This window comes from Streptomyces sp. NPDC030995, from assembly GCF_055571215.1.
On record NZ_JBVIFS010000006.1, the window covers coordinates 300,384 to 327,035 of the forward strand.

Genomic DNA, 26,652 nt, shown 5'->3' on the forward strand with positions numbered 1-26,652 from the left:
AGTGAGACACGTCCAATTTCCTCTGAATTCGAAGGAACAACGGTATGAAGCTTGCCCAGCGCGTGATCGCGACCGGTACGGCAGCCATGGCGTGTATCGCCGTCGCGGTCGGTGTCACCGTGGCCCACGCCAGCGAAACCCCGGCCACTGGCACGGCCGGCGTGGCCATCGACCAGCCGCCCTACGCCATCGAGGACTTCGGCTACCCGGATGCCGCCAGGATCCAGACCGAACTCGGCATCACCCTCAAGCGCGGTGACGGGCACATCACCCTCGCCGACTGCGCCTCAGCCACGGGCCTCATCGAGGTGTACTCGCGGACCAAGGGAAAGATCTGCTTCCGCGCCACCGGGAAGAGCGGCCACCTCAGCCTGGAAATACCCACGGTCTACGGGATGAAGGGCGACGCCTCTCACCAGACCGACGTGAAACTGACCGCCGACGGCAGCGAGCAGAACATCACAGTGGCCCCGAACGAGTGGAAGGGCGTGGGGGAAGCTGCGGACCCGGAGCGCCGGGACCACGTACTCGTCGAGATCTCCGTTTCCGAGTAACCCGTCCACCGATGGGTGTCAGTGAGGGCACTACTGACCACTTTCACCCCTCACAGGGGCGACGGCGTGCTGGCGGGGAGACCCCGCCGTCCCGTCGCCTTCGACCACCTAGTCCACCTGTTCGAAGGAAGACTCATGTCCGCTCACCGTCCACGCCCCGCGTGGATCACCGCCACCGTCGCCACCACCGCCGCCGCCGCCGCCGGCATCCTGACGGCCGGATCGGCTTCAGCCGTCATCGGTACGCCGGCGGCTGACGGCCAGTACACCTACACCGCCCGCATCAATGTCGGTGAAGGCGACACCACCCGCGCCTGTTCTGGTGTTCTCATCGCCGCGCAGTGGCTGCTCACCACCGCCAGCTGCTTCGCCGACAAGCCCGGCGATCCGGTCCCGGCCGGCAAGCCGAAGCTGAGAGCCACCGCGGCCCTGGGCACGAACGCCCAAGAGGTGACGCTACTCGTACCCCGAACCGACCGCGACGCAGTACTGGCGAAGCTTGCGCAGCCGATCGCTGGAGTAGCCCCCGCCAGGCTTGCCGCAGCTGCTCCCGCCCAGGGAGCCGTCGTATCGACGGCCGGCTTTGGGCGCACGAAGACCTCCTGGGTACCCGACACGGTGCACACCGGCACTTTCGACACCCTCTCCGTGGACGCGACCACTCTCGCGCTCAAAGGCAAGGGTGACACCGGCGACACCATCTGCAAGGGCGACGCCGGCGGCCCCGTACTCAACACAAGCGGCGAGCTCATCGGGCTCAGCAGCCGCTCCTGGCAGGCCGGCTGCCTCGGCACCGACCCGGCCGAGATACGTAACTCAGCCATCGCTGCACGCGCCGACGGCCTCGGCGACTGGATCCAGCAGATCCTCACCCTGCCCAGCGACTCGCAGATCGCCTCGGGCGACTTCAACGGCGATGGCAAGAAGGACATGGCCGCCCTCTACGACGCGGGCACCGGCACGGACGGCAAGTCCCGCTCCTCGCTGTACACCTGGTTCAGCAACGGCACGGGCTTCAACGCCCCCGTGAAGGCGTGGACCTCGTCGGGCGCGTTCACCTGGGCATCGAGCAAGCTGACGGCCGGCGACTACAACGGCGACGGCAAGGACGATGTCGCCGTGTTCTACAACGGCGGCAAGGACGCCGAGGGCAACAACAAGTCGCTGCTCTACACCTTCAACAGCACCGGCTCCGCCTTCGCCTCGCCCCGCAACACCTGGACCTCCAGCGGCGCCTTCTCCTGGGGCGCCTCCAAGGTGACCTCCGGCGACTTCACCGGAGACGGCAAGGACGACATCGCCGTCCTCTACGACCGCGGCACCGACGCCGAAGGCAAGGCCTCCACGGGCCTGTTCTCCTTCGCCAGCGACGGGACCAACTTCGCCGCGCCCCGTACGGTGTGGACGAGCACGGGCAGCTTCAGCTGGCCCGCCAGCCAGCTCACCGCCGGCGACTACAACGGCGACAAGAAGACCGACATCGGCATCCTCTACAACGGAGGCAAGGACGCCCAGGGCAACAACGAGACGCTGCTGTTCACCCTCAACAGCACCGGGACCGGCTTCGGGGCCCCCCGCAACACCTGGACCTCCGGCGGTTCCTTCTCCTGGGGCTCCTCCAAGGTGACCTCCGGCGACGTCACCGGAGACGGAAAGGACGACATCGCCGTCTTCTACGACCGCGGTATCAACGCCGAGGGCAAGCGCTCCGCCACGCTGTTCACCTTCCCCAGCGACGGCACGAATTTCGCCGCCCCGCAGGAGGCCTGGGCCAGCACTGGCAGCTTCAGCTGGTCCGCCAGCCAGCTCACCGCCGGCGACTACAACGGCGACAAGAAGACCGACATCGGCATCCTCTACAACGGCGGCACCGCACCCGACGGACGCCCGGTCGACACTCTCTTCTCGTTCCTGAGCACCGGCACCGGAATGCAGCCCCCCGCCAGCCGCTGGAGCGGCGGCGTCAGCTGACCTGCGCCCCAGCCTGAGCAGGGGTCGGCCCGGCACAAGTGCTCACCGGCGTGGGCAACACTCGGCCCGCCCTTTCCCGGCCGTTGCCCCCGAACACAGCGAGCCCGCTGTGGGTGATCTTCATGACACCCACAGCGGGCTTGCCGTGAACCACGCTGCTCGCGCGTAATGCCACGGGGTGGGCACGGCTGCGCCACCTGATGTCGTCCGGCTCGCTACCGGGCAGCCAGGAGACCCGATCCACCGCGCTTCGGATCCCTGTGAGACTTGTCCGCAAGCGAGTGGCGGGCTTCCTTTCCACGGCCGCCGCCGCCTATTCCCGCGTCCTGCACTTCGCCCAGCGGTCAGCGGTCAGCGGTCAGCCGTCAGCGGTCAGCGGTCAGCGGTCAGCGGTCAGCGGTCAGCGGTCAGCGGTCAGCGGTCAGCGGTCAGCGGTCAGCGCCCGCCCTACGCGCCGACTCGACGTCGGGCAGTCGGCGACACGAGCCGGCAGCGGCGTATGGCTGGGCCTTCAACACCCGGCCGATCACCGACCAAGATCCGGGCCAGTTGCGGACCAGCACCGGACCGCCGAAGGCAGATGCCTTCACTTTGCCTGGTCAGGAGCGGTGTGGCGCGTGTACCACCAATACTCGAAGAACTTATTCGTAAGTTACTCAACAAACAGGATCGGCTTCTTCTAAGAAATTGAGAACGGGACCTGACCTGCGCAAACGCAACATTCGGCACCGCCCTTTGCCCTAGGAGAAGCAATCGAAACCGGTGGATTCCAGAGCCAGCTCCTCCGATCATCCTCACTTGACAGAGAAGATCCGGGCCATGCATGGGCCAGATCGGCCTCCGGACCACCTCGGCTACCAGCAGATCCTGGCCGCCTTCACAACCAGGCAGCCCACCACCGACGCACGGTCGACCTCTTCATCCCTGCCGGCCTCGGCGCCTGACGGCTCCGGGGCCGCGGCTCGGGCATGGTGAAGGATGCCCGGGGCACGGCGCGAAACCCCGGGTGTCCCGTCCCGCGCCTTCGGCAAGTGCGAAGAGCGCGGGTATCAGGCGGTCCGGCCGAGTGACGTCGGACGCCGAACACGCCCGCACCGGCATCCGGTCGACTGGAACATCGCCTTCTCCCCCATCCCAGTCGTCAGGACCCGATCCGCCAGGGCGGCCCATCCTGGCGCCGAGGCGGATTCCGCGCGCTGAGGCCACTCGGATGCGAGACTCCTCAGGCCAGAGGGGTGACCGCGCGGGCCACCCTGACCGCGTCCGCCGAGGGCCCGTACGTCGTGGACGCGGACGGCCCAGGCGCCCTGGTGTGCGGCGATGGCTGACAGAGCGGCTGTTGCCGCGTCCCGGCGATGGGCCGGCAGTGGCGTCCCGTTCGCGACCGCTGTCGGGAACCGCCGACCAGTACCGGCCAGCCCAGGGCGCGGATGTCGGCCAGCCCCGCCACCAGGTCGAGGTCGTGCTGCGCTTCCTTGGCGAAGCCGAGTCCCGGGTCGATCACGAGACGCTCCGGTGCGATGCCCGCGGCGTCGATGACAGGATCCGGAGGAGTTCGCGGCTGCGTCCCGCGACGCCGACGCCCCCTCTGGCGGGGGACTCTGACACATTCCAGCGAAAGCCGCGGTCACCCGGTTATCACGGATGGCGCCCACCTGGGCACGGGCTGATCACCCCGCACCGCAGTGCGACGAGCAGGTCCGCCAGCACACCTGCCTGCCGCGGACGGACCGGCGTCGCCCTGTTGACGGGCGCCACCTGGGCACGGGTCGTGGGCTTGGGGCTGGCCGGCCTGTGCATGCTCGCCAACTTCATGTGGCTCCCGTACACGCCGTGGTGGGCACTGCTGTTCATCGCGATCGACGTCCTCGTCATCTGGGGGCTGTGCGTCGCGCCCCGGCCGATGCGGGACTGACGTCCGGGAGCTGTACCCGTGGCACACGGAACAGACCCGCAGACAGCACGGCGCCTACGGCATCACCAGCCCGTCCGCCGCCGTACGCGCTCCCCGCCTCGCCGCCCGCGAGGACGCTGGTGTTGAAGCCGACGACAATGGCCCGGTATCGCGATTCACAAGCAGGTCCGCACCCGCGTCGAGCGCGTCTTCGGCCGCATGAAGACCTGGAAGATCCTCCGCGGTTGCCGCCTCAAGGGCGACGGCCTCCACCACGCCATACTCGGCATCGCGCCCATGCGCCCGCGTCGACAGCACGGCGCGCGGCCCGGCCATCCGTCTGCTGCGGCAGGACCGTCCCGTGCTGGAGGCGTGCGGCCGCAGGGAGGTTTCCCGGTGTCAGGAACGGGCCATGAGGGCGGCGAGACCCGCACGTGTGGCGACGTGGGTCTTACGGAACACCCGGGAGAGGTGGGTCTCGACGGTACGCGGACTGAGGTAGAGCCTGGTGGCGACCGCCTGGTTCGTGAGGCCCTCTGCCACCAGTTCGGCGACCTCCCGCTCGCGTGCCGTCAAGGAGGCCAGCCACGGCGGGGCGGTGGAGGACGTGCGGGGTACGGACGGCCGCGTCATCTCCGCCAGACCGACCAGCAGACCAGCACCTCCACCGGTGGCGAGCCGGTGCCCCTGCTTCCACATGGCCGCGCCACGCGCTCCGAACCCGGCTGCCGTCATGGCCGGAGCCGCGAGCAGCAGTGACCGCGCCTCCCAGAACACCGCACCGGACCGTGCGCATTCCGCCGCTGCCTCGGAGAGCAGCGTTGCCGCCCTGCCGGCGTCGCCGTGGTGCAGTGCGAGCTGTGCCGCGCTCCGCATCGCGGAGGCGCGTTGCACGGGCAGGCCGAGCTGCTCCGCTTCCCTGGAGGCCCGCTCGGACCATGCGGACGCGGACGGGACGTCCCCGGTGAAGAGGGCCGCCGTGACGAGAAGTTCCGACAGGAGGGGGCGCATCGAGGGTTGCAGACCACGCAGGTCGTCTCCTCCGGCCCGGAGGAGGGCGTCCCGGGCGCGGTGCGGGTCGCCGCCGGTGAGCGCCGCGTAGCCGAGCATGCACCAGGCCATGGAGGCCCGCCAGTTGTCGCTCGGTCCCATGGTCGCAACGGCCTCCTCCGCAGCCGCCAGCGCCTCCGGATCGCCGGGCGCGGACGCCGCGACACGCACCTGGGCCTTGTTGGCCAGGACGAAGGCCAGCAGCTCGCCGCTGCCGATCCCGCGGGCGATGTCCTCGGCCTCGTCCGCCAGTTCCCGGGCCGACTGCAGTCGGCAGGTCTGGATCCGTACGTGTGCCTTGCACAGCAGCAGGAGCGGCAGGAGGTAGATCTGCCCGCTGCGCCGGGCGATGCCGAGGCCCCGGTCGGCGTGACGTTCCGCGTCGCTGAAGCGGCCGAGGAAGGCCTCCGCCCATCCCAGTCTGCCCAGTGGTTCGCACAGTGCCGTGAGGTCGTCGTCGGGCAGGCCGTCCAGTAACCCGGCGGCCTGCACCGCGTACTCAGTCGCCGCGGCCACGTCGCCCTCGTACGCCTCGCCGAACGCGGCGACCGCCAGCGCCCCCGCCTCGCCGAGTTCGTTGCCGAGGACGCGGGCATCCGCAAGGGTCCGCGCGACTTCGCCCCGCATCTGCGGATAGGAGGCGTTGTGCGGTGCGGACGAGCAGAGTTCGAGGCCGATCGACACCCGGTCGGACGGCGACAGCTCCGGCTGGCGCAACTCGCGGCGCAGCAGCGCGATCGCCTCGGGATATCTTCCGAGGTGCCGTTCCGTCAAGGCGCACAGCACGACGGCCGACGTCCTGACGTCGGTCTCGTCGGGGCCGACCGTGCTGATCACCTTGTGCAACAGGTCGCGGCTCTCCCGCAGTCCGCCGGAGACACCGAGTGCTCGGGCGCGCCGCAGCATCAGTTCGCGTCGCTCGACGGCGTGTTCAGCCGTTTCGGGCAGCAGGCGGAGTGCGGCCTGGAGCCAGTGTGCGCAGCTCGTCGGGGCCGTCGAAGCGGTCTGCTCGGCGGCCTGCCTCAGTACGGCGTGGGCCTGCGGGTCCCACGTGGTCACCGACCGTTCGATGTGCCGGGCCTGCTCGACGGCCGGTGCGCCGGTACGGGCCAGCTCGGCGGCGGCGGCGTGATGGATCTCGACGCGCCGCCGAGCCGCGGTGGACTCGTGGACCAGGGTTCGGATCACCGGGTGGCGCAGCACCATGCGGCCGCCTGGGCCCGGCCTCACGAGGTCACGCCGCGCCAGCGTGTCCAGATCGTCGTCGAGCTCGGCATCGGTACGGCCGGCCACCCTGCGGATCACCGAGGACACGGCGTGGTCGCCGAGCACGGCGATCACCTCCAGGGTCCGGTGCTGCGACGGGGTCAGCGGGGCCAGCTCGTTCAGCAGCAGCGCTCCGAGTCCGGTGGGCAGTTCGCCGAGGCCGAACTCGGCGGAGGCCGAGGAGGACGTAGGGCGACGTGCGGCATCCTCGCGGTACGCGTGCAGGAGGGAGAGGAAGTAGAGCGGGTTGCCCTCTCCTGCGGCATACAGTTGCGCGGCCCGGTCGCGCGGCAGATCGGAGGCGAGCCCTTCGACGCATTCCTGTTCCGAGAGCGGCGCCAGACCGATCCGGAGGACCGCCCCGGTGTCGGCCTCACGGGTGAGCGCCGCGGTGAGCGCGGTCGGCGTCTGCCGGTCGCGGCGGGCGACGACGAGGACGACCGGGCCGGGTACGGGATGCCGGACGAGATGGTCCAGGAGCTCCAGGGAAGCCGGGTCCGCCCAGTGCACGTCGTCCAGCGCCACCACCAGGCCGCCCGCCCGGCCGAGTTGTGCCATCAGCCCTGCCACCGACCGGTGGAGACCGAAGCGGTCGGCGGTGGCGGGCACCGGCCCGGGGGACGGCCCGGCGCCACGGCCGCCGAGGACACGGGAGACCGCGTCCAGCAGGTCGGGGGCATGCTGCGGACGGTGGTCCAGATCGGCGAACGCGTCGGCGAACGGATGGAACGGGAGGTGCCGCTCGTACTCCGCCGCGCGGCCGCGCAACACCGTCACCCCACGTCGCCGTGCGTGGAGGCAGAACTCCGCTATCAGCCGGCTCTTGCCGATCCCTGCCGCGCCGGTGATGTCGACGAAGGACGGGGTCCCGTGCCCCAGCCGGTCGATCACCGTGTCGAGCAGCCCCAGTTCGGCCGTGCGGCCGACGAGGGGGCTCCCGCTGTCGTGATGTGTGGCCGCGTCTTCCGATGTGCCGACGTGCGTGATCCCTCTACCGAACTCCACGGCATTGTCTATCACGTCGAACGGAAGAACGTTCGAGAGTCGACCCACACACCGCGTCCTGAGCTTCCGCCCGAGGACCCGAGGCCGTGCGGCTCCCCCTATCCTCAGCCGAACAAATCGACCAAGGCGATGGCTATCGAGACGACGATACCCACGAGGATTCCGAGAACGAGTGCGGCGACCTCGGCGGCGATGAAGAGCAGAACGTAGTCGCCGTTGTGGCTGAACGTTCCGTCCCGCGCACCGGCGCGGAACGACAGTGACAGGGCCAGGAACGGTCCGAGGATGAGCCCGGTGACGGTGATCCACCTACCCAGCGCGTAGCCCGACAGCTCGTAGGCTCTGCCCCTCGCCATCCGCACCTCCACGGTGCTGCCTGGCTTGTGCGACGTGGCAGCCTTGTCCAGCATGACCTGACGTGGGGGCTCGCCCGCCGCACGCGGTGTGTACATGCCTCTGCAGTTGGTGCCGTCCTGATAGCCCTCCGCGTCGGTGGCCTCGTAGCACGAGCTGATCCTCATGACGCCGTCCACGGGGCCGAACCCCAGGACGGCCGCCAGGTGGGGGCCCGGGAGCAGCCAGATCAACCACCCGGCGACCGCGAGACTGACCACCGCTCCGGTCCGTCCCACCCTCCGCTCCCATGTCCCCGCCGTTCGCGCCACACCGCCCGCCCTCCTGGAAGGCGGCCGCCACGCGGACCGCCTGTGATGTGTACGGCTCACCGAACCGACACGACTCTCCCGCCCGTCGCGGTTCCGCGAGTCCGTGGTTTCCCTGACATGCCCTACGTAATTCAGGGTGCGTGCGGTCGGCCGGCCGGCCACTACGTAGCGAAGTACGTGGTTCCACCGACGCCCTCGGCAGCGGATCCTGCGAGCATCGGCCCCCGTGCCGCGGCACAGCCACGTGCCCGTGACTGCCGGCATTCGGATGATTCCCCCGTCGAACAAGAGGTACTTTCGTGTCACACCGCGTTCTCGTCTCCACCCTCCTCGGAGTGGTCCTGACGCTGTCCCTCACCGCCTGCGGATCCACGACGGACAAGGACCCGGCCGTTCCGGGCTCAGCGGCCGCGGGCAGCGTGGCCGACGGACGTGCGGCCGACAAGGGCGCGTCAGGGGATTGCCCCGACAAGCACGCGGCGACCGTGCAGGACGACAAGTTCGGAGGGACGGCGGACATCGACCTGTGTGCGCGTCCCGAAGTGCACCGGACAGCCGTCAGAGCGGCCTGGGTCAGCGTTTACACCAACCCCACCGTGAGCCCGCCCCTCAACCTCATGCCGGTCTCCTGCACGGGCGAGTCCGAGGACAGCTGCAAGGTGATCAAGGTCAGTGACACCGAACTGTGCAATCAGGCAAAGCCCGATTGCCACCCGCGGCGCGGCGAAGAAGTACCCGTGCTCTGTTCCGCCGTCGACAAGCTGAACTCCGACAGGCTGTACTACGGCGTACTCCTCGACAGCAAGCGCCTGCTGGCCATGGGGACGGATCACGACCGCGGCTACACCAAGGACTTCACCGACAAGGGCGACATTCCCGTGGGTTATGTTGATGCCGGGAAACTGGAGAAGGTGCAGGCCGAACTGCCCGCCTGTGACGGCACCCTGCTCCACGGCGGGGGAGCCCGCAGCCTCGGGAAGATGCAGGGTCTTCCCATCGACTGATTCCCCGGCGTGACCACCTTGCTCCGGGCCCGAGCCGATGGTGAACGCGCTGCTGGTCGAGCCCTTGGCGCCGGTCGCGAGTTCCCGGTCGGCTTCTCGCCACAACGGGACGGCTCGCGCGGCCGTCGCAGGGCCTGGGCCCGCCTGCTCACTCGGTACGGCCGGGCACCGCCCCTACAGTCGTGACCGCCTCAGAGCTACCCGCGGAACGACAGCCGCACATGGCGCTCCGGGTTGTCCCGGTTCGTATCCGCCAACCTCCGCAAGGACAACCCCGGGGTTCACCTCCCCGGGCAGAGACTCCACGTGAGCGAGTCCTGGCTTCGGCGTGGGTGAAGCCCTGCCTGCACGCCCGCGTGCGGCCATGTCCTACCGCTGTGGAGAGCCACGCCCATCAATGAACACTTCCTTGAACACCACTGCGGTCAACGCTTAGGCGAAGGTCTTCGCTCGCCGCTCCCCACGGGCCGCACTCTGATTGAGGGCGTACGTGACACAGACGCCCAGCAACGCAATGACGGGCACAATCAGGGCGGTCTTCCGAACCCATGACCAGCCGCTCGCCTGCGCCGCGGCCGAGAGGAACCGCTCCTGAACCAATCGTGATCCTCGGGAAGGTCGTGTGGTGCGTCCTCGACGATCCTCTCACCGCCGGCATGCCCGCCCGTGCGGCGCCAGTAGTGCTCGAGGAAGAGGTGTCTCTCGACGATCCCAAGAAGGTCGAGAAGGCCGTTCTCGCTGGTCCACCGGCGCTCCTCGGGATTGGTCCGTTCTGCTCGGCGTCCTGCTGCGGTTCGCCCTGACCGTGGCCAGCGTCGGTGACGGACAGGACCGGGCGCGCATCGTCCTCGGCGTAGCCGCCGTGCTGCTCGCCTGGGGGCCGCACCGGCTCGCCGATGTCCGCCCTCCCACCTACACTTCCCCGGACGGGACGGGCACGTCGTGTACGGCGAGGGCCGCTATGTCGGCTACCGCCACTACGACACCCTCGCCGTTCCGGTCGCGTCCCCCTTTGGCCACGGCCTGACCTACACCACCCTCGCCTACGACCTGGAGACCACCGCGACCGGCGACAGACGGTGGACCGTCGAGGCCACCATCACCAACACCGGAAGCCACTTCGCCCGCGAGGTGGTCCAGCTCTACGTCGCCTTCGACGAGCCACACCCCACCCGCCCACGCCACGAACGGCGCGGCTCCACCAGGATCGGCCTGGAACCCGGCGCCTCGGCGAGCGTCCGGTTCGAGCTCACCGGCCGGGACCTGGCATGGCGGTCCACCTCCCTGGGCGGCCGGCGGATCGCCCCCGGCCCGTTTCACGGTCGAGATCGGCGCCTCGTCCCGGGACATCCGCCTTCGGACCGCACTCCCCCGGCGACGGCACACTCGCCGACCTGGAAGCGATGTCACCTCCGGCGAATGGCTCGACCACCCCGTCGGCAAGCCGCTCCTGCGCGAAGCGCTCACCCGCGCGAAAGCCCCGTCGCCCGAGGACCTCGCGGCGACCTACCCGACCGTCCTACGGGCCCCAGGACGTGCGGTTGGCCAAGTTCACCGGCCTCGGCGTCGACGTCACGCCCCAGGACATCGACCGCCTCATTGCGGCCGTACGGTCACGCTGGCGCATGCTTCCCGCCCCGGAGGCTGGAGCCCCAACTCGCTCTCACCGCCAGAAGGCCCGCAGGCCGACTCCGCCGAGAGGCGTCGACGCGGGCTCTTGCCCGGCGGGATGCGGACCGTCGCTCGTACATTCCGTCGATCCAAGATCCGGGCCATACCCGGGCCAAGCCCCAACCAAAGATCACCAAGGCAATCGTTGTGGCTGGTCATCACAGGTGCGGACCGTGTACCACCAGCACTCGAAGAACCTCCTCGTGTCGTACTCCCCGAAGAAGCTCGGCTTCTTCTAGAGGCACAAAGGAAGGCGCCGGACCTGGCCTTTTGCCCGTCAGGCGCCTTCACGAGGAGGGCTTTGTGTGCCCCATCCCAGTTCGCCCCATCGCCATCCCACCCGAGCGGTGCCCGCGACGCCGCTGCACGGTCCCCCAACTACCGAAGCCGGCCCGGTGGTCCGGGGCGGGGTGGTCCGGCATTGGGTAGGCTCTCGGTTGACTTCGGGGCGCCGGCAGGTGCTGAATCGCCGCAATCAGAGATGGATCCCATGGGCAGCGCACCTTCCGCCGACTTCTTCCAGCCGCTCAAGGCGGACGACCCGGCCGTGGTGGGCGGCTACCGCCCGGTGGCCGTGCTGGGCGCGGGCGGCATGGGCAAGGTCTACCTCTCCTACACGCCGGGCGGTCGGCCCATCGCCATCAAGGTGATCCGGCCCGAGTTCAGCGAGGACCCCGAGTTCCGGCGGCGCTTCCAACAGGAGGTGCGGGCCGCGGAGCGGGTCCAGGGGCTCTACACCGCACCAGTCATCGACTCGGACACCGAGGGCCCCCAGCCCTGGCTGGCCACGGCCTACGTACCGGGCCCCTCGCTCGCCCACGCCGTCGCCCGGCACGGCGCACTGCCGGTGCGCAGCGTGCTGCTGTTGACCGTCGGGGTCGCCGAGGCGCTGCACGTCATCCACGGCGCGGGCATCGTCCACCGGGACCTGAAGCCCGCCAACGTGCTGCTCGCCTCCGACGGCCCGCGCGTCATCGATTTCGGCATCGCCCGGGCCGCCGACTCCACCGCTCTGACCAGTACCGGCGTCAGCGTCGGCACCCCGGCGTTCATGGCGCCCGAACAGGCTTCGGCCGGCACGGTCACCCCGGCCACCGACGTCTTCGCCCTCGGGCAGATCGCGGCCTTCACCGCGATCGGGGCCTCCGTCTTCGGTGACGGGCCCTCGCACGCGGTGCTCTACCGGATCGTGCACGAGGACCCCGACCTCAGCGCCCTGCCCGAGGAGTTGCGGCCGGTGGTGACCCGCTGCCTCAGCCGCGATCCGGCCGACCGACCGACCCTGACCGAGGTCATCGAGCTGTGCAACGCGGCCTCGGAGGCTCCGCTGCGCCAGGGCGAGGACTGGTTGCCGCAGGCCGTCGCCGGTTCCATCACCGAGCGGCTGCGGCTGCCCGCGCCGGCGCCCACCCCGCCGCCGCAGGCGCCGACGGCCGCGCCGACTCCGACTCCGACTCCGACTCCGACTCCGACCGAGGTCTCGCCGCAGTCGCCGGCGCCGGGTGCGCCTGCGGCACCCGCCGCCGCGCCCGGATACACGCCGACCGGTGCGGCCGCCGCGCCGACGCAGACAGCTCCGGCGCCGGGGGCTGCGGGCGCCGTGCCGCCGGGTTACCCGACGCCGCCCCCGTACGCGCAGCCTTCGTACCCGCAGCCGCAGCACAACCAGCCGCAGTTCAACCAACCCCGGTACGCGCAGCCCTCGTACGCTCCGGGCCACAGCACGCCGCCGCCGTTCCACACCCAGGGCTTCGTTCCCGGTCCGCCCGCTCCGCCGCGCCCCAAGCGGACGGGGCTGATCGCCATCGGGGCGGTAGCGGCGGCGGTCATCGGGCTCGCGGTCATCGGGTCGCTGCTGCCGGACGGCTCCGGCAAGGGCGGGGGCGACAAGGCGTCGGGCGGCGGCAGCGCCTCGCAGAAGCGGCCCGACCCGCAGCCGGTCTCGTACCAGGGCATCGACGTGCCCCAGAACCACCAGCTGATGTTCGCCGACAATCCGCCGCGCCCGGCCGAGGAGCCGACCGGCGCCGGGGTGCTCTACGGGCACGGCGACCTCTTCTACTACCGGGACACCCTGTTCGGGGACGAGAAGTTCGGTACTACGAACGGCAAGCTCGTCCTGCTGAACAACTCCGAAAAGGGCTCCCTGGAGACCTGCCGCGCCGTGACCCGCTTCACCGAGAAGATCGGCCTCGACCAGCTCACGGACGGGTCACAGGTCTGCGTGCTGAGCAAGGCCGGCCACATCACGCTGGCGACCTTCCGCGGCAGGTCGGGCGGAAAGAACGAGACCGCCTTCATCACCGTCGACCTGACGGTCTGGCGCAATGCCGAGGCCGCGGCGAAGGACTAAAAGAGCGTTTTGTCCGGGCGAGGGTGTTTGGTAATTGGCGACCAGTCGGTCAGGTCTGGGAGGTCACGTCGACGCGGTGGGATGCCCTGACCTCGCCGACGGTCGATGTCAGCGTTGGGTGAGAGGATCACGTTCATGCCCCTGCCTCATCCCGATGATCTGACTTCGCTGGTCCTGCGCACCGACTTCGGTGACGAGGGAGCCTGGGATGCGGTTCGAGCCGCACTCGACGCTGCTGGCGAGTATCCGCATGCCACGTATGTCAGCGACCTTCGCTTCGCCGGCGTGGATGTCCAGGCACTCCTGGACGAAGAAGCTGCCGCGGAAGAAGACGACCAGATCGTCTACATGTTCCTGGCGGACGCGACCACGATGGACGATCCGGGCCACCCAGTTCTGGCCGTGGACCTCTCGGACGAACCTGGGCGAACGTTCAGGGTTCCGGCGCAGTGGTTTCCGGACGTGGCTGCCAACCTCAGCATCGCCAACATGGACTTTGCGGACTTCGCCGATGCCGCTGATGGATCAGGGACCTTCCGCGGCTTTGACGGGGCTGACTCCTCACGTTGAGGCCCGCCCGGGGCGAGCTATGTGTCGCGCCAGTTCAGCGTGGCTTCGTGCGTGAGGCGACGGCTCATCAGGTCGATCATCGCGAGGCGGATCATCGCTTCGGACCGGTGTGGGTGGGTCTCGTAATCGCGGGCCAGGCGGCGGTGGTGCATGAGCCAGCCGAACGTCCTCTCCACGACCCATCGCCGCGGGATGATTTTGAAGCCCTTCTGGCGGGGGTCGCGGTGGACGACTTCGACGTCGATGCCGAGGCGGGCGCCATGGTCGATGGCTTTGGTGCGGTAGGCGGTGTCCGCCCAGGCTTTGGTGACGCGCGGGTGGGCTTCTGAGATTTGTGAGAGCACCTGGATGCCGCCGGCGTTGTCGGAGACGCTGGCGGCGGTGACAAGGACGGCCAGGAGGAGGCCGAGTGTGTCGACGCCGATGTGGCGTTTGCGGCCGGCGATCTTCTTGCCGGCGTCGATGCCCTGGCTGACTGCGGGCACGTTCGCGGAGGTCTTAACGCTCTGGGCGTCCAACACGCAGGCGCTTGCTTCGGGGTTGCGGCCCTCGGCCTCACGTACCAGTCGCCGCAGAACTCCGTTGAGCTGGTCGAAGACGCCGTCCTTCTGCCAGGCGGCGAAGTAACCGTAGACGGTCTCCCACGGTGCGAAATCGTGTGGCAGGTAGCGCCAGGGAATGCCGGTGCGGTCGACGTAGAGGACCGCGTCCATGATCCGCCGCAGATCGTGCTGGGGCGGCCGGCCTATGTCCAGGCCCTTCCCTCTCCGCTCGGCCCGCCAGGCCGACAGGATGGGCTTCAGCAACTCCCACCGGGCATCGGACAAATCACTTGGGTACGGTCGTTGTCGGCGCATGTTTCGGTAGTACCGGGGCCAGTCCCTCGACCACAGGGCGCAAACGGGGGTGAGTGGGGGCTCCCTGGGATCAGACAGGAGCGAAGGGACCGAAACGGACCCTCGACCGTTGCCACCCGCCACACATGCCGCGAAGGCGACCCCCAGCCTCAACCTTCACAGGCAGGTCACCCACCCAAGAGCCCACCAAACCCCCTTGCCGGGGCAAAACGCTCTTTAAGGACTCGTTGCGAAGAGATCTTGGTCGTCGATGATCCGGCGCCCGGAGCCGTTGTTGTCGACGGGGCATGAGGGCTGCGGCGCCGGGCCCGGACTGGGACGGTGTGGCCACCGATCCGGCCGGCTGTGCTGATTGCAGCTCTCCACGAACGGCTCTGATCGGCAGATCGATTTCCGGTGCTCGCTCACCAGTCCCGGCCGGCGATCAGCTCCTCTACGTCCGCGTCCGTGAAGCCGTATGCCGACGCGACAAGCCAGAACTCATCAGCGATCCACTCACGCGCAACCGTTTCGATCCCACTCCCGGCGGCCGCGAACTCCGCGTCCAGAAGGTTGAACTCCTCCGTCGCGGCCTGGGTGAGCGCATACAGGGCCTCCAGATTCGACGGCTGGTCAGCCTCGATCCGCTCGCAGAGCCGCAGCAGGATCGCCTTTCCCCGGTCGACGAGGTGATCGGGGAAGTACGAGTCCCCGTACATCGGCCGCAGAAACGCGTGCCCTGCTACCTGCTGGTGTGTGATCGGCATAGCGACACGTACTGCACGGCGCCCAGTTCGGCGCGAGTGCGGGAACGGAGACTTCGCGGCAGCGGCGTCCCGTCGAGCAGGACCGTGCCCTCGTACGCGCGGTGCAGCCCGGCCAGGCAGCGTCCGAGGGTGTCTTGCCGCTGCCGAAACGGCCGACGAGTGCTAGGCACTCCCCTGCCGCGAGCGAGACCTCGATGTCGCTCAGCACCTCGGCGGCCCCCTGAGTGGTGCGGTGCCGTGCGGTCAGATTCCGCGTCTCCAGGCGCTTCGGACCGCGCGGGCGGGGTGTTCGCGCAACGCGCGGCTTCTCCGGTGCGAGACACTCCAGGACGGATGACGCGGATCCGCGGTCCACGACCTTCCCGGCCCGCGTCACCACGACCTCGTCGGCCAGCTCCCGTACGACGTCCAGGTCGTGGCTGAGCAGGATGACGGCGATGCCCTGTGCGGCGACGGCGGCCAGCTCCGCCACGATGCCCTGTTTGGTCAGGACGTCCTGGCCGGTGGTGGGTTCGTCAGCGACGATGACCCGGGCGCCCAGCAGCAGTGCCTGGGCCAGGACGACCCGCTGCTGCTGTCCGCCGGAGAGTTGGTGCGGGAAGCGGCGCAGCACGGCCGCGGGATCCTGAATCTGGGCGAGGCGCAGGGCCTGTTCGACGCGGCGCCTGCGCTCTCGCCGGGTGCCTCCCTGGCGGGCGGTGATGTCGGTGAGCAGGGCGCCGACGCGTCGGGCGGGGTTGAGGACGGAAGCCGGGTGCTGGGGTATGTATCCGACGGGGCCTGCGGGTGTGTGGACCGCGCCGTCGATCACGGCGCCGGCCGGGTATTCGCCGAGGAGGGCGAGCCCGGTGGTGGTCTTGCCGCTGCCGGACGGGCCGATGACGGCGGTGACGTTGCCGGCGTGGGCGGCGAGGCTCACGCCGTCCACAATCGTCCGTCCGTCGATCTCCACGCGCAGGTCCCGCACGTGCGCGACGAGGGTCATCGCGTCGCTCCCTTCCGGGGGCTGTGCCGTTGGAGGACGGCGTCGAACAGGAGGTTGGTGCCCATCGACAGGCCTGCGATGAGCAGGGCGGGCACGACCACGGCCCAGGGCTGGAGGAAGAGTCCGGTGCGGTTGCGGTCGACCATCACCGCCCAGTCGGCGGCGTCCGGCTGTACGCCCACGCCGAGGAAGGCGGCGGTCGCCACCAGGTAGAGGGCTCCGGTGAGCCGGATCCCGGCGTCGGCGGCGAGGGTGCGGCGCATGGAGCGGGCCACATACCCGATGGCCGTGCGCCACCAGGATTCGCCCTGCATGCGCAGCGCTTCCACGGCCGGCCGGGAGGAGATCTCGACGGCCGCCGCGTGTACGACCCGGAAGACGCAGGGCCCAGGCGGCTTCGAGCGTTCGCCCGCCGATGCCGGAGACGGGCTGCAGGGTCTTCACTTGTGGTCGCGCAGGAAGGCGGGGATCTCGTCGAGGGTCGGGTAGTTCGGCACGGGTGCCGGCCTGGCCTGAAGGAACGCGGTGATGACGGCGGCGGCTCGGTCGTTGTTGTCGTCCAGACCGTTCCACATGTGGTGCCCGACTCCGGGCATGTACTGCGTGCGCTGGATGGCGGGGTCATTGGCAAGGATGGCGGTCGCCCATTGACGGACCTGGGAGGAGCACTCGGCGATCATCAGCATCGCGGGGGTCTGGGAGCGCTTCAGTTGCGGGGCGATGGAGGGTGCGTCCTTCACCGTCTGCTGGACGCGGAGGCTGGCGGCGGGGCTGAAGGAGAAGTTCTGTGCGGTGTCCTCAGTCGGGATGCGGTGCGCGTCGCTCGCGCAGTAGGCGGATGCGGTGTCGCTGCCGAGGTCGGCGGCGGTGAATGCGTTGTCGCCTTCGGCCTGTCCGATCAGCCCGGTGTTGGGGGTGAGGAGTCCGAGTCGCATGAGGCCGAATGCGGCGGCGTACCGCGGGATGCGTGTCGACCGCGGTCCGGTCATGGTCGGCGCGAGGTCGCGCGCGGATGGTTGGCCCTTGTGCCCGGTGATGTGCGCGGTGGGGCCGTCCATCGGGCCGGGCTCGGCGATGATCGCCCGGTGCAGGCGTGCAGCGACGCGCGGGTCGGCCAGGGCTCGCGTGAGCACGACCGCGCCTGAGGAGAATCCGAGGATGTCGACCGTGCCCTTGTCCAGGCGGTCGATGAAGGCGTCGAGGTCGCGGACCGACCTGGAGATCGCGTACTGGTCCATGGGGAGCAGGTCGCTTCGTCCGCCGCCGGCCTGTTCGTAGGCGTAGACGTCGTAGCCCTGTCGCGCCAGGAGTTGCAGGAAGCGGTGGTCGTGCAGCGAGATGCCGCGGACCGGTCCGCCGTTGAGGTACACGAACGGGACGGGATGCCGGGTGCCGGTGTTCGCGGGCGGGTAGTGATACACCGCGACCCGGCTGCCTGTGGCCAGGCTCCAGTGCTGCGTGGCCACGAAGGGCAGGTCGGGCGGGTACCGCCGGGCCGTGGGCACGGTCGGGATGCAGACCGACGCCGTCAACGCTGCCGCAATAGCCAGCGGCAGGAACGGCACGAGCCGCGCCGCGCGGGTACGACGCCGACCCCGCCACAGTGCGGCGGCAGTCCCGACTCCAAGGGTCGTCAACCATGCGCCGAACCCCGAGCCTGCCCCGTCCGTGAGGACGATCGTAACGAGAAGGACGACGACCAGCGTCGCGACGGCGGCCAGGGCCAGTAGTAAGCGTCCGGTGAAGCGAGCAAGGCGTATGGCGAACGTGGGCACGGTGGACCTCCGAAGTTTCAAAACGTTGTTTCAAAACGACGTTATCAAAGAAGGTAGGCTTCTCGTCATGGGTAGGCCGAGAACAAACGACGCGACCGTCAAAGAGCGACTCGTGGAGTGCGCGACCGAGATGCTCGCCAACCGTCCGCAGGAGTCGGTCACAATCCGCGCCGTTGCCACGGCCGCCGAGACGTCAACGGCGGCGGTGTACTCCCTGTTCGGCGACAAGGAAGGACTGATCGGAGCGGTACGCGACAGAGCCGTCGCCAGCCTGTTCCAGGCCCTGACGGCGCTGCCGCCCTCCGAGGACCCCCTCGCCGACATCTACGCACTGGCCGCCGCATACCGACGATGGGGACGCGAACACAGCCACCTGTACTCGGTGCTGTTCGGTGGAGTGCAATCCTTCAAGCCGTCAGGGGCGGTCGGTACCAGTGACCCCATCCGGCCGCTCATCGCGGCGATCGATCGCGCCGTGACAGAGTCCGTCCTCGACGGCGAAGCGACGTCGATCGCCGTCTCACTCTGGGTGACCCTGCACGGGCTTGTGACACTCGAACTCGCCGGGGCCCTCGACGCCCCCACAGCAGAGGCCGCATTCCGATCGACGATCCACGCCACGCTGCGTGGCTGGACGACCCCCGCGGTGTTCCGCAGCCTTCGGCACGACGAACCCGACCCGTGACAGAGAGCGCGACCAACCTCCGTTCAGAGAGTTGAGAAGCGCCTCGTACAGGAGAGGCGCCAGCATGCCGCCCACCGACGGCTCAGGGCCGCTGACCCCGAGGCCATCACCCGCGCTCTCACACGTCTCGATCGCGACGGTGTCGATCGGCGCACCCAACGGCCGTCCGAAGAGGTTGCCGGGACGCCTGCATCCCGCGCCGGCCGACACCGTCCCCTCGACTCCACCAAAAGACGTTCGGCCAGACCTCCGGCGGGAGCGCCTCCACGCCGATGCCCTCGGCCCTGGCCGACGTCAGGCTGAGGTTGGAAGCTGGCCCTGCCGAAACTGACGGAATGCCTCGGCCTTCCGGACCGGGCCGGCTGATGAACCACCGCCACCTCGCCCGCGACCACGAACCTCACCCCCACCGCTCCGAAGCCATGATCCGCATAGCGATGATCGACCTCATGAGCCGCCGGCTCACCCGTGAATCCACCCCGAACTGGCGCGATGCCTGAACGCGAGACCCAACATCACCCAGGGGTCGCCGACCGCTCCCGCAGCACGGTGAATCGCTGATCCAGCACATCCACGCACTCACGCAGCCCTGGTCGAGGCAGGTCAGCGCGCTCGCGCATCAACGCAATGGCCTGGACGTTCCGCTCGTCGGCACGAGGCGGTCCACCTCCACCCGGACGTCGACCAAGAGTCTGTCCCACAAGGCGTTCTCCATACCCGCATTGAACCTCTCAGCCAATCCGAGCCACACCACGACCCTAAGCAGCCACCTCACCAAACGCCACCTACGGGACAAAATACTCTTTTACCCCTCCAGGCCGACCTCGCCGCCGGCCGCTCCAGCTTCGGGAGTCCCCGCGAGGACCGTCGGCCCGGCCTGAGGCCCCGACAAACGCATCCAGAGTCTTGTCGACTACCCACAACGACGGTTTCCGGATGCCCTTAGCGCGGTGACGGACAGCTATGACCTCAGAGGAGAGACCCCCGAGCCGCCCGCGGCCGCCGCGTGGGGCAGAACCGCGACCCTCAAGCATCACGTATTGCCCGCCCGTGGGGCTGGGCCATCCCGCACCGAGAGATCCGACTGTCCGTCAGCTCGGTCAGCGCAGAGTCAGCATTCGTCTGACCAGACCCGGCCACAGCCTGATCTACTTGAGACTCAGCAGCAAGATCCAGAGGTGCCCGTGAGATGGGGCTGACCTTCTCCGAACTTCAGGAATCGGAATACCCGATCCCGACCACATCCAGCCCTGCACCAGGCCTCACAAGAACAGGTCAGCGGGCCAACCTCCCAAATTTCAGGCGAACTTGGGGGAATTCAGTGGCCGGAAAAGGAAGGTAGTCGTAGCCCTTGACCTCGCGCCGCAGCAGGTCCCACTCGACCCATCCTTGCGCTGATTGAACTCGAACATGATCCGCGTGGCGTTGCCGTAGTACGTGAAGGCGACCACCACCGCCTCCACACCGTGCCCTCCCCCGGCGACCACGACGGCGATCAGCAGGCCCAGCGCGTTGGTCAGCACGGACATCGGCGCCACGATGGTGTCGATGCGCAGGTTGCCGTAGTCCCACGACCGGAGCATGAGCCCCCGCGACTCCGCCACCCGGGACCGGTGCTCGACGGCCTCACGCTCCTCCGCGGCGAACGCCCGGACCGTGTCCATGTTCATCAGGCTGTCGGAGACGTGCCCCGACACCCGGGCGATCGCCTCCTCGCGGCGGCGGACGAGCGCTTGACGGCGACGGATGAGGGGCAGCACGCACACCGCCGTCACCGCGATCATGGCCAGGAGCGCCACGACGAGCAGCGGTTCGTACTGCCAGAGGACCACCGACCCGAACAGCAGCGGCACGAACCTGCCCACGACCGAGAAGGTCAGCGTGTCGACGAACTCCTCGAAGCGGGAGGCGAAGCTCAGGACCCGCTTGGTCAGTGACCCGGCGAAGTTGTCGTGGAAGAACGCGGCGTCCTTCGCGAACAGCTCGTCCATGCCGATCACGTACAGGCGCTCGATACCGAGGGCGTCCAGGCGGTTCAGGCAGTGCAGGCCGAGGCGCCACAACGCTTCGGAGAGCAGCAGGACACCGGCGAATCCGAGGACGTACGGGAGCATCGAGCCGACGGTGGGCGAGGAGTCGTCGGCGATGCGGCCGACGAGCTTCGCGATGACCAGCGGGGCGATGTAGTTGATGCCGATGTTGCCCAGGGCCGGCAGCAGCATGGTGGGCGCCGTCAGCCACCGCAGCCGCGCCAACTCCCGTCCGTAGTAACGAAGTGCGAGGAACACCGGGCCCCGGTCACGCGGAGCCCCTCGTGATGCAGACGATCCCATCCCCATCGCAACCCTGGTGTCGTGCGGCAGACCCGGAACCGCAGTGTCCCGCGCACGCGTCCGCGCCGTCCAAGCGTTTTCCGTGTGGGCGACACCCCGTACAGGCGAGCGATCCGGTCCCCTCCGGCCCGTCGTGCTTCACCACACGGGTTCGACGCCGCCGCGTCGCACACGGGAACGGCCTCGTCGGTGTGACACCGACGAGGCCGTTCTCTCGTGCCGACGGCGCCGGCCGGGCCGGCGGGTGCGTCAGAGAGTGCTCTTCGACGCGCTGGCGACGACGCATTCCTTGTACTCGCTGCCGTCGCCCTTCCCGGTGTAGGCCGTCGTGGCCTCGGCCTGCTTGGACGCACCCGCCTTGACCGTGAGCCCGGTCACGTTGGCCTGGGCGGGGCTCGCGGTCGAGGTGGCGTTCCCGCGGAACTTCATGGTGATGTTGTAGGTGTAGTCCAGCGAACCGCTGTTGGTGACGGTGACCTTGGCGACCAGGTTCTTGCCCGCGTCGTCCAGCTTGCAGCTGTCGATCCTGATGTCGCGCTCGGCCTTGTTGTTGCTGCTGGAACCGCCGGTGACGGTGCCGCTGCTCGAACTGCCGCTGGTGCTCGTACTGTCGCTGCCGTGGTTGCCACCACTGGAGCCGCCGCTCGAGCTGCTGGAGCTCGATCCGGAACTGTGGCCACCGCCACAGCTTCCGCCGTGGGAGCCACGGGCTCCGGTGAGTGCGACGACCGCGATACCGAAGACGGCGACCGCACGGACATGGCGAAGCTTCACGTTCAACCCCGTTGAAATATCAGTAACTGTGAGAGCCCGTCTTGACGGGCGCACGTCACCCTAACAGCGGTCACGGCCTGCCTTGGCCAGCCCCGGCCGCGGCGGCGCGGGGCCGGTCAGCCGGTGTCGAGGACGAGGTCGGCGCGGTGGCGCCCCCGGGTGACGAGGCGGGCGTTCGGCTCGTCCGAGCGGGACACCCACTCGCGTGCGTACGCCGGTTCCTTGCCGTGGCGCACGTGCCGGTCGACGAGGCGCCGTACGCGCAGTTCCTCGTCCGGGGCGAGGTACCAGGCCTCGTACAGCAGCGGCCGTACCGACGCCCACTCCCCCGCGTCGTGCAGCAGGTAGTTCCCTTCGGTGATCACCAGCGGTACGTCCGGAGCGACGGGGATGCTGCCCGCGATCGGCTCCTCGATGGAGCGGTCGAAGGCGGGCGCGTACACCGTGGCCCCGTCGGATCCGCGCAGGCGGCGCAGCAGGGAGACGTACCCGGCCACGTCGAAGGTCTCCGGGGCTCCCTTGCGGCCGGCCAGTCCCACCCGGGCCAGCTCGGCCTGGGCCAGGTGGAACCCGTCCATCGGGACCACCACGGCCGTCTCCGGCCCGAGCGCGTCGGCGAGCCGGGCGGCCAGCGTCGACTTTCCGGCCCCCGGTGGCCCGGCGATGCCCAGGACCCGCCGGGTGCCCCGCGTGGCCAGCGTGGCTGCCCTCGCCACCAGTTCCGTCGTCGTATGCACCTGCGTATCGTGCCCGACGACCGGGTCAGTGGGTCAGTGGGTCAGTGGGTCAGTCATAAGTGGCCCCGGCCGTCGCATCGATGGCGCCACCCGGGGGCGGACAAGTTCGTTAGACAGGCGAAGAGTTTCCTTACATAATCCTTAGGCATGGGAAAGACTTACGAACGCATCGACGGCCGGCTCCGCACCTTCATAGAGCAGCAGCCGATATTCTTCACCGCGACCGCCCCACTGGTCGGCGACGGCACGGTCAACCTCTCCCCCAAGGGCCTCAAGGGCTCCTTCGCGGTGCTCGACGAGAAGCGGATCGCGTATCTCGACTTCGCCGGCAGCACTGCCGAGACCATCGCACACCTGCGGGAGAACGGTCGGATCACGGTGATGTGGTGCGCCTTCCAGGGGCCGCCCAACATCGTTCGGGTGCACGGCCGGGGCGAGCCCGTCTTCCGTGACGACCCGCGCTTCAAGGAACTGCTCGCACACTTCCCCGACATCGACCCGACTCTGCACGGGCTGCGCGCGATCATCGTGGTGACGGCCGAACTCGTCCGCGACTCCTGCGGATACGGCGTGCCCTTCATGTCGTACGACGAGGACCGCGACCTGCACGGCAAGCGCTTCTCGCGTGAGGACGACGCCTCGCTGAGCGCGTACTTCGCCAAGAAGGACCACATCGCAGAGAGCATCGACGGCCTGCCCGGGCTGCCCCTTCCGCTGCCGCCCGGCAACTTCTGAGCAACCGCCCCTCTCCCTTCGGGGGTTGCCGTGACCGCATCGGCGAGCGCTTCGCCGCCTTGGCCTTCGCCTCCGGCGGTCCCTTCGCCACCAGCGGGTGACCGGAGCCGGAGTCCACGTCCTCGACGTGGACTCCGGCTCCGATCCGATCCGATCCGGGCATGCGCGGCGTAGTCGGACCCTGTCTGGCGTGGCGTCCACGCGCGCCGAGCCGAATGCGGATATATCCCAGGGGGGTCCCACCAGGTCCCAGCCCTCGCCCCCCCCTCTCTCCCCCGGCCCCGCGGGAGGCCCCGTGTTCCACCGCCTCGCCCTCGTCGCCGTCGGCCTGGTCCTCGCCCTCGCGGCCGGCCCGTCCCGGGCTGCTCCCGCGCCCGCCGCGCAGACGGCCGCCGCGCCGGTGCCGCAGGTGACCGCGGTCGCCTCGGCCCCGGGCAGCGCGACGGCCCTGGCCGGGTACGCCATCCAGTCGACGGCGAAGGTCACCGACTCGGCGGCCACCGTCTCCAGCCCCGGCTACCCGGCGGCCGGCTGGTATCCGGCCGGCCCGCGCTCCACCGTCCTCGCGGCGCTGCTGGCCGCGGGCGTGTACCCCGACCCCTTCTACTCCACCCGCCAGGAGCGGATTCCGGCCGCGGACTTCGCCGTGCCCTGGTGGTTCCGGTCCGACTTCACCGTCACCGACACGGCGGCCCGCACCCACCTGGACTTCAGCGGGGTGATCTCCGCCGCCGACGTCTTCGTCAACGGCCGCCCGATCGCCACCGCGACCGCCGTCGCCGGCACGTACACCCGGCACGAGTTCGACGTCACCGACCTGATCGAGGCGGGCACCAATACGGTCGCCTTCCGGATCCAGCCCAACGATCCGCGCAAGCAGCTCACCATGGGCTGGCTCGACTGGCTCCAGCCGCCGCCCGACGAGAACATGGGCATCGTCCGTGACGTCACGGTGCGCCGCGGCGGACCGGTCGCCCTGCGGGACGCGCACGTGGTGACCGCCCTGGCCATGCCGTCGATGGCCTCGGCCGACCTGACCGTCAAGGCTCAGGTGCGCAACGACTCGGCCGCCGCCGTCACCACCACGGTGTCCGGCACCGCGGGTCCGGCTTCCGTCAGCCGCAGCGTCACGCTGGCCCCGTACGAGACCAGGACCGTGGAGTTCTCCCCCGCCGACCACCCCGCGCTCCGGCTGAGCGCGCCCCGCGTGTGGTGGCCCGCCTCGATGGGCGGGCAGCCGTTGTACGGTCTCGACCTGACCGCCACGGTGAACGGCGCGCCCTCCGACACCGCCCGCCAGTCCTTCGGCATCCGCGAGGTGCAGGCCCCGCTGAACGCCGACGGCGCCCGGCAGTACCGGATCAACGGCCGCCCGCTACTGATCAAGGGCGCCGGCTGGTCCCCCGACGAGTTCCTGCGCTGGGACCGCACCTACGTCGAGGACCGGCTGAAGTACGCCCTCGACCTGGGTCTGAACACCCTGCGCCTGGAAGGGCACATCGAGCCCGACGAGTTCTTCGACCTCGCCGACCGGTACGGGATCCTGACGCTGCCCGGCTGGGAGTGCTGCGACAAATGGGAGGGAGAGGTCAACGGCACGGAGGCCGGGGTGCGGTGGGAGGCGGCCGACCACGCGATCGCCAAGGCCTCGATGGCCGCCGAGGCGGCCCGGCTCCGCCACCACCCCAGCGTGATCTCCTTCCTGATCGGCAGTGACTTCGCGCCGAACGAGGAGATCGAGCGCGGCTACGTCGACGCGCTGCGGGCCGCCGACTGGGCGGCCCCGGTGGTTCCGGCGGCCTCCGACGCCTCCGCTCCGATCACCGGGCGCTCCGGAATGAAGATGACGGGACCGTACGACTGGGTCCCGCCCGGCTACTGGTACGAGAAGCGGGAGGGCGGCGCCACCGGCTTCAACTCCGAGACCAGCGCCGGTCCGGACGTCCCGACCCTCGACACGCTGCGCCGCATGATGTCCCCGGCCGAGCTGGAGACCCTGTGGAAGGACCCGTCCGCCGCCCAGTACCACCGGTCCCCCTCGCGCACCTTCGCCACCCTGGGTCTGTACAACGCCGCGCTTTCGGGCCGCTACGGCCCCCCGACCGGCCTCGACGACTACGTGCGCAAGGCGCAGCTCGCCCAGTACGAGAACGTCCGCGCGCAGTTCGAGGCGTACGCCCGCAACGCCAAGGACTCCTCGGCGCCGTCGACCGGAGTCATCTACTGGATGTTCAACAGCGGCTGGACCTCCCTGCAGTGGCAGTTGGTGGACCGCTTCCTCGACCAGGGCGGCGCGTACTTCGGCGCGAAGAAGGCGAACGAGCCGCTGCACATCCAGTACGCGTACGACGACCACTCGGTGGCGGTCGTCAACAACCGGACCTCCCCGGCTTCCGGCCTGACGGCGCGCGTGACGCTCTTCACCCCCGACGGCGCGCAGCGGTACGACCGGACGGTGACCGGCCTGAGCGTCGCGGGCGACGGCGCGAGCAGCACCGCGCTGACCGTCCCCGAGTCGGTGGCGGACCTGCCCACCACGTATCTGGCCCGGCTGCTGCTGACCGACGGCGCCGGGCGCGAAGTCAGCCGGAACGTCTACTGGCTCTCCACCCGGGCGGACGGGCTCGACTACACGAGCACCGACTGGTGGCACACGCCGACCACGTCCTACGCCGACCTGCGAGGGCTGAACTCGATGAAGCGGACGACGGTCACCGCGACCGCCTCGACGACGCAGGACGCGGACGGTACGGGGACGTCCACGACGACGGTGACCGTACGCCACACGGGCGCGGGCAGCACCCCGGCCCTGCTCACCGACGTCCACCTGGTGGGAGCGCAGGGCGATCCGGTGCTGCCGGTCCGGTGGTCCGACAACCAGGTCAGCCTCTGGCCGGGTGAGTCGGCGACGCTGACGGCGGTCTACCGGACCGCCGACCTGCACGGCTCCGCGCCACGGCTGCGGGTCTCCGGCTGGAACACGCCGACGACCACGGTCCCGGCCGGCTGACCGCGGTCCCGG

General features: G+C 69.6%; 17 protein-coding genes and 7 pseudogenes. 13 read left to right on the forward strand and 11 right to left on the reverse strand.

Features of this window, described 5'->3' with window-relative positions:
- Positions 1-44: 44 nt before the first annotated feature.
- Both ACZ45T_RS13390 and ACZ45T_RS13395 read left to right on the forward strand, forming a co-directional pair.
- Positions 45-554 carry a hypothetical protein gene (locus ACZ45T_RS13390; protein ID WP_468440586.1) on the forward strand — a complete coding sequence of 170 codons (510 nt, stop codon included), beginning with the start codon at positions 45-47 and terminating at the stop codon, positions 552-554.
- A 135-nt stretch (positions 555-689) separates the two neighbouring features.
- Positions 690-2,525 (forward strand): FG-GAP-like repeat-containing protein, encoded by a 1,836-nt coding sequence (locus tag ACZ45T_RS13395; RefSeq protein ID WP_468440588.1) that lies wholly within the window; start codon positions 690-692, stop codon positions 2,523-2,525.
- Positions 2,526-3,747: 1,222 nt separating this feature from the next.
- Here the strand turns inward: ACZ45T_RS13395 and ACZ45T_RS13400 are convergent.
- Positions 3,748-4,056: pseudogene (locus ACZ45T_RS13400) on the reverse strand (dihydropteroate synthase); the annotation flags it as partial.
- Here ACZ45T_RS13400 and ACZ45T_RS13405 point away from each other — a divergent pair.
- Together ACZ45T_RS13405 and ACZ45T_RS13410 are read left to right on the forward strand one after the other, a co-directional pair.
- Positions 3,988-4,440 (forward strand): DUF7144 family membrane protein, encoded by a 453-nt coding sequence (locus tag ACZ45T_RS13405; RefSeq protein WP_468440590.1) that lies wholly within the window; start codon positions 3,988-3,990, stop codon positions 4,438-4,440. The pseudogene ACZ45T_RS13400 and the gene ACZ45T_RS13405 sit on opposite strands and share 69 nt — an antisense overlap.
- Positions 4,441-4,596: 156 nt before the next feature.
- A pseudogene (locus tag ACZ45T_RS13410) lies at positions 4,597-4,719 on the forward strand (IS5/IS1182 family transposase); the annotation flags it as partial.
- A gap of 99 nt (positions 4,720-4,818) precedes the next feature.
- Here ACZ45T_RS13410 and ACZ45T_RS13415 read toward each other — a convergent pair.
- Positions 4,819-7,740, reverse strand: coding sequence for a helix-turn-helix transcriptional regulator (locus ACZ45T_RS13415; protein WP_468440592.1), 2,922 nt, complete (start codon positions 7,738-7,740; stop codon positions 4,819-4,821).
- A gap of 104 nt (positions 7,741-7,844) precedes the next feature.
- Positions 7,845-8,354, reverse strand: coding sequence for a hypothetical protein (locus tag ACZ45T_RS13420; protein WP_361228690.1), 510 nt, complete (start codon positions 8,352-8,354; stop codon positions 7,845-7,847).
- A gap of 350 nt (positions 8,355-8,704) precedes the next feature.
- Between ACZ45T_RS13420 and ACZ45T_RS13425 the strand changes: the two genes are divergently transcribed.
- The 5 genes and pseudogenes from ACZ45T_RS13425 (at position 8,705) to ACZ45T_RS13445 (ending at position 14,003) form a co-directional block, all read left to right on the forward strand.
- Complete coding sequence (locus ACZ45T_RS13425) at positions 8,705-9,409, forward strand: hypothetical protein (protein ID WP_468440594.1); 705 nt, start codon at positions 8,705-8,707, stop codon at positions 9,407-9,409.
- 763 nt (positions 9,410-10,172) lie between these two features.
- A pseudogene (locus ACZ45T_RS13430) lies at positions 10,173-10,289 on the forward strand (metallophosphoesterase); the annotation flags it as partial.
- A gap of 251 nt (positions 10,290-10,540) precedes the next feature.
- A complete protein-coding gene (locus tag ACZ45T_RS13435; RefSeq protein WP_468440677.1) occupies positions 10,541-11,509 on the forward strand; it encodes a fibronectin type III-like domain-contianing protein in 969 nt (322 codons plus the stop codon).
- A 61-nt stretch (positions 11,510-11,570) separates the two neighbouring features.
- Positions 11,571-13,433, forward strand: a complete 1,863-nt coding sequence (locus ACZ45T_RS13440; protein WP_468440596.1) for a serine/threonine-protein kinase — start codon at positions 11,571-11,573, stop codon at positions 13,431-13,433.
- A gap of 135 nt (positions 13,434-13,568) precedes the next feature.
- Positions 13,569-14,003, forward strand: coding sequence for a DUF6924 domain-containing protein (locus ACZ45T_RS13445; protein WP_468440598.1), 435 nt, complete (start codon positions 13,569-13,571; stop codon positions 14,001-14,003).
- A gap of 17 nt (positions 14,004-14,020) precedes the next feature.
- Here ACZ45T_RS13445 and ACZ45T_RS13450 read toward each other — a convergent pair whose 3' ends face one another.
- From ACZ45T_RS13450 to ACZ45T_RS13470, 5 genes and pseudogenes are all read right to left on the reverse strand, one after another.
- Positions 14,021-14,860, reverse strand: coding sequence for an IS5 family transposase (locus ACZ45T_RS13450; RefSeq protein WP_468440600.1), 840 nt, complete (start codon positions 14,858-14,860; stop codon positions 14,021-14,023).
- Between the two features lie 404 nt (positions 14,861-15,264).
- A complete protein-coding gene (locus tag ACZ45T_RS13455; protein WP_468440602.1) occupies positions 15,265-15,606 on the reverse strand; it encodes a DUF5713 family protein in 342 nt (113 codons plus the stop codon).
- A gap of 5 nt (positions 15,607-15,611) precedes the next feature.
- Positions 15,612-16,591, reverse strand: a pseudogene (locus tag ACZ45T_RS13460) (ATP-binding cassette domain-containing protein); the annotation flags it as partial.
- Positions 16,588-16,977: pseudogene (locus ACZ45T_RS13465) on the reverse strand (ABC transporter permease subunit); the annotation flags it as partial. The pseudogenes ACZ45T_RS13460 and ACZ45T_RS13465, both read right to left, overlap by 4 nt.
- 54 nt (positions 16,978-17,031) lie before the next feature.
- The gene (locus ACZ45T_RS13470) at positions 17,032-18,366 is read right to left on the reverse strand and encodes an alpha/beta hydrolase (RefSeq protein ID WP_468440604.1); all 1,335 of its coding nucleotides are present in this window, start codon (positions 18,364-18,366) and stop codon (positions 17,032-17,034) included.
- A gap of 67 nt (positions 18,367-18,433) precedes the next feature.
- On the opposite strand from ACZ45T_RS13470, the gene ACZ45T_RS13475 reads away from it, so the two are divergent.
- A complete protein-coding gene (locus ACZ45T_RS13475; RefSeq protein ID WP_468440679.1) occupies positions 18,434-19,051 on the forward strand; it encodes a TetR-like C-terminal domain-containing protein in 618 nt (205 codons plus the stop codon).
- A gap of 356 nt (positions 19,052-19,407) precedes the next feature.
- Positions 19,408-19,551: pseudogene (locus ACZ45T_RS13480) on the forward strand (IS5 family transposase); the annotation flags it as partial.
- 894 nt (positions 19,552-20,445) lie between these two features.
- Here ACZ45T_RS13480 and ACZ45T_RS13485 read toward each other — a convergent pair.
- From ACZ45T_RS13485 to ACZ45T_RS13495, 3 genes and pseudogenes are all read right to left on the reverse strand, one after another.
- A pseudogene (locus ACZ45T_RS13485) lies at positions 20,446-21,384 on the reverse strand (ABC transporter transmembrane domain-containing protein); the annotation flags it as partial.
- A 249-nt stretch (positions 21,385-21,633) separates the two neighbouring features.
- Positions 21,634-22,158, reverse strand: a complete 525-nt coding sequence (locus ACZ45T_RS13490) for a hypothetical protein (RefSeq protein WP_468440606.1) — start codon at positions 22,156-22,158, stop codon at positions 21,634-21,636.
- Positions 22,159-22,274: 116 nt separating this feature from the next.
- Positions 22,275-22,895 (reverse strand): nucleoside/nucleotide kinase family protein, encoded by a 621-nt coding sequence (locus ACZ45T_RS13495; RefSeq protein WP_468440608.1) that lies wholly within the window; start codon positions 22,893-22,895, stop codon positions 22,275-22,277.
- Positions 22,896-23,042: 147 nt separating this feature from the next.
- Here ACZ45T_RS13495 and ACZ45T_RS13500 point away from each other — a divergent pair, with 147 nt between their 5' ends.
- On the forward strand, positions 23,043-23,630 hold the full coding sequence (locus ACZ45T_RS13500) for a pyridoxamine 5'-phosphate oxidase family protein (RefSeq protein ID WP_468440610.1): 588 nt from the start codon (positions 23,043-23,045) through the stop codon (positions 23,628-23,630).
- Between the two features lie 295 nt (positions 23,631-23,925).
- Positions 23,926-26,640, forward strand: coding sequence for a glycoside hydrolase family 2 protein (locus ACZ45T_RS13505; protein WP_468440612.1), 2,715 nt, complete (start codon positions 23,926-23,928; stop codon positions 26,638-26,640).
- Positions 26,641-26,652: the final 12 nt, after the last annotated feature.

Bases quoted from the DNA above. Each gene is read 5' to 3' on its own strand.
- ACZ45T_RS13390 (WP_468440586.1), top strand. From the start codon at position 45: ATGAAGCTTGCCCAGCGCGTGATCGCGACCGGTACGGCAGCCATGGCG.
- ACZ45T_RS13395 (WP_468440588.1), top strand. From the start codon at position 690: ATGTCCGCTCACCGTCCACGCCCCGCGTGGATCACCGCCACCGTCGCC.
- ACZ45T_RS13440 (WP_468440596.1), top strand. From the start codon at position 11,571: ATGGGCAGCGCACCTTCCGCCGACTTCTTCCAGCCGCTCAAGGCGGAC.
- ACZ45T_RS13445 (WP_468440598.1), top strand. From the start codon at position 13,569: ATGCCCCTGCCTCATCCCGATGATCTGACTTCGCTGGTCCTGCGCACC.
- ACZ45T_RS13450 (WP_468440600.1), bottom strand. From the start codon at position 14,860: ATGCGCCGACAACGACCGTACCCAAGTGATTTGTCCGATGCCCGGTGG.
- ACZ45T_RS13455 (WP_468440602.1), bottom strand. From the start codon at position 15,606: ATGCCGATCACACACCAGCAGGTAGCAGGGCACGCGTTTCTGCGGCCG.
- ACZ45T_RS13475 (WP_468440679.1), top strand. From the start codon at position 18,434: ATGGGTAGGCCGAGAACAAACGACGCGACCGTCAAAGAGCGACTCGTG.
- ACZ45T_RS13500 (WP_468440610.1), top strand. From the start codon at position 23,043: ATGGGAAAGACTTACGAACGCATCGACGGCCGGCTCCGCACCTTCATA.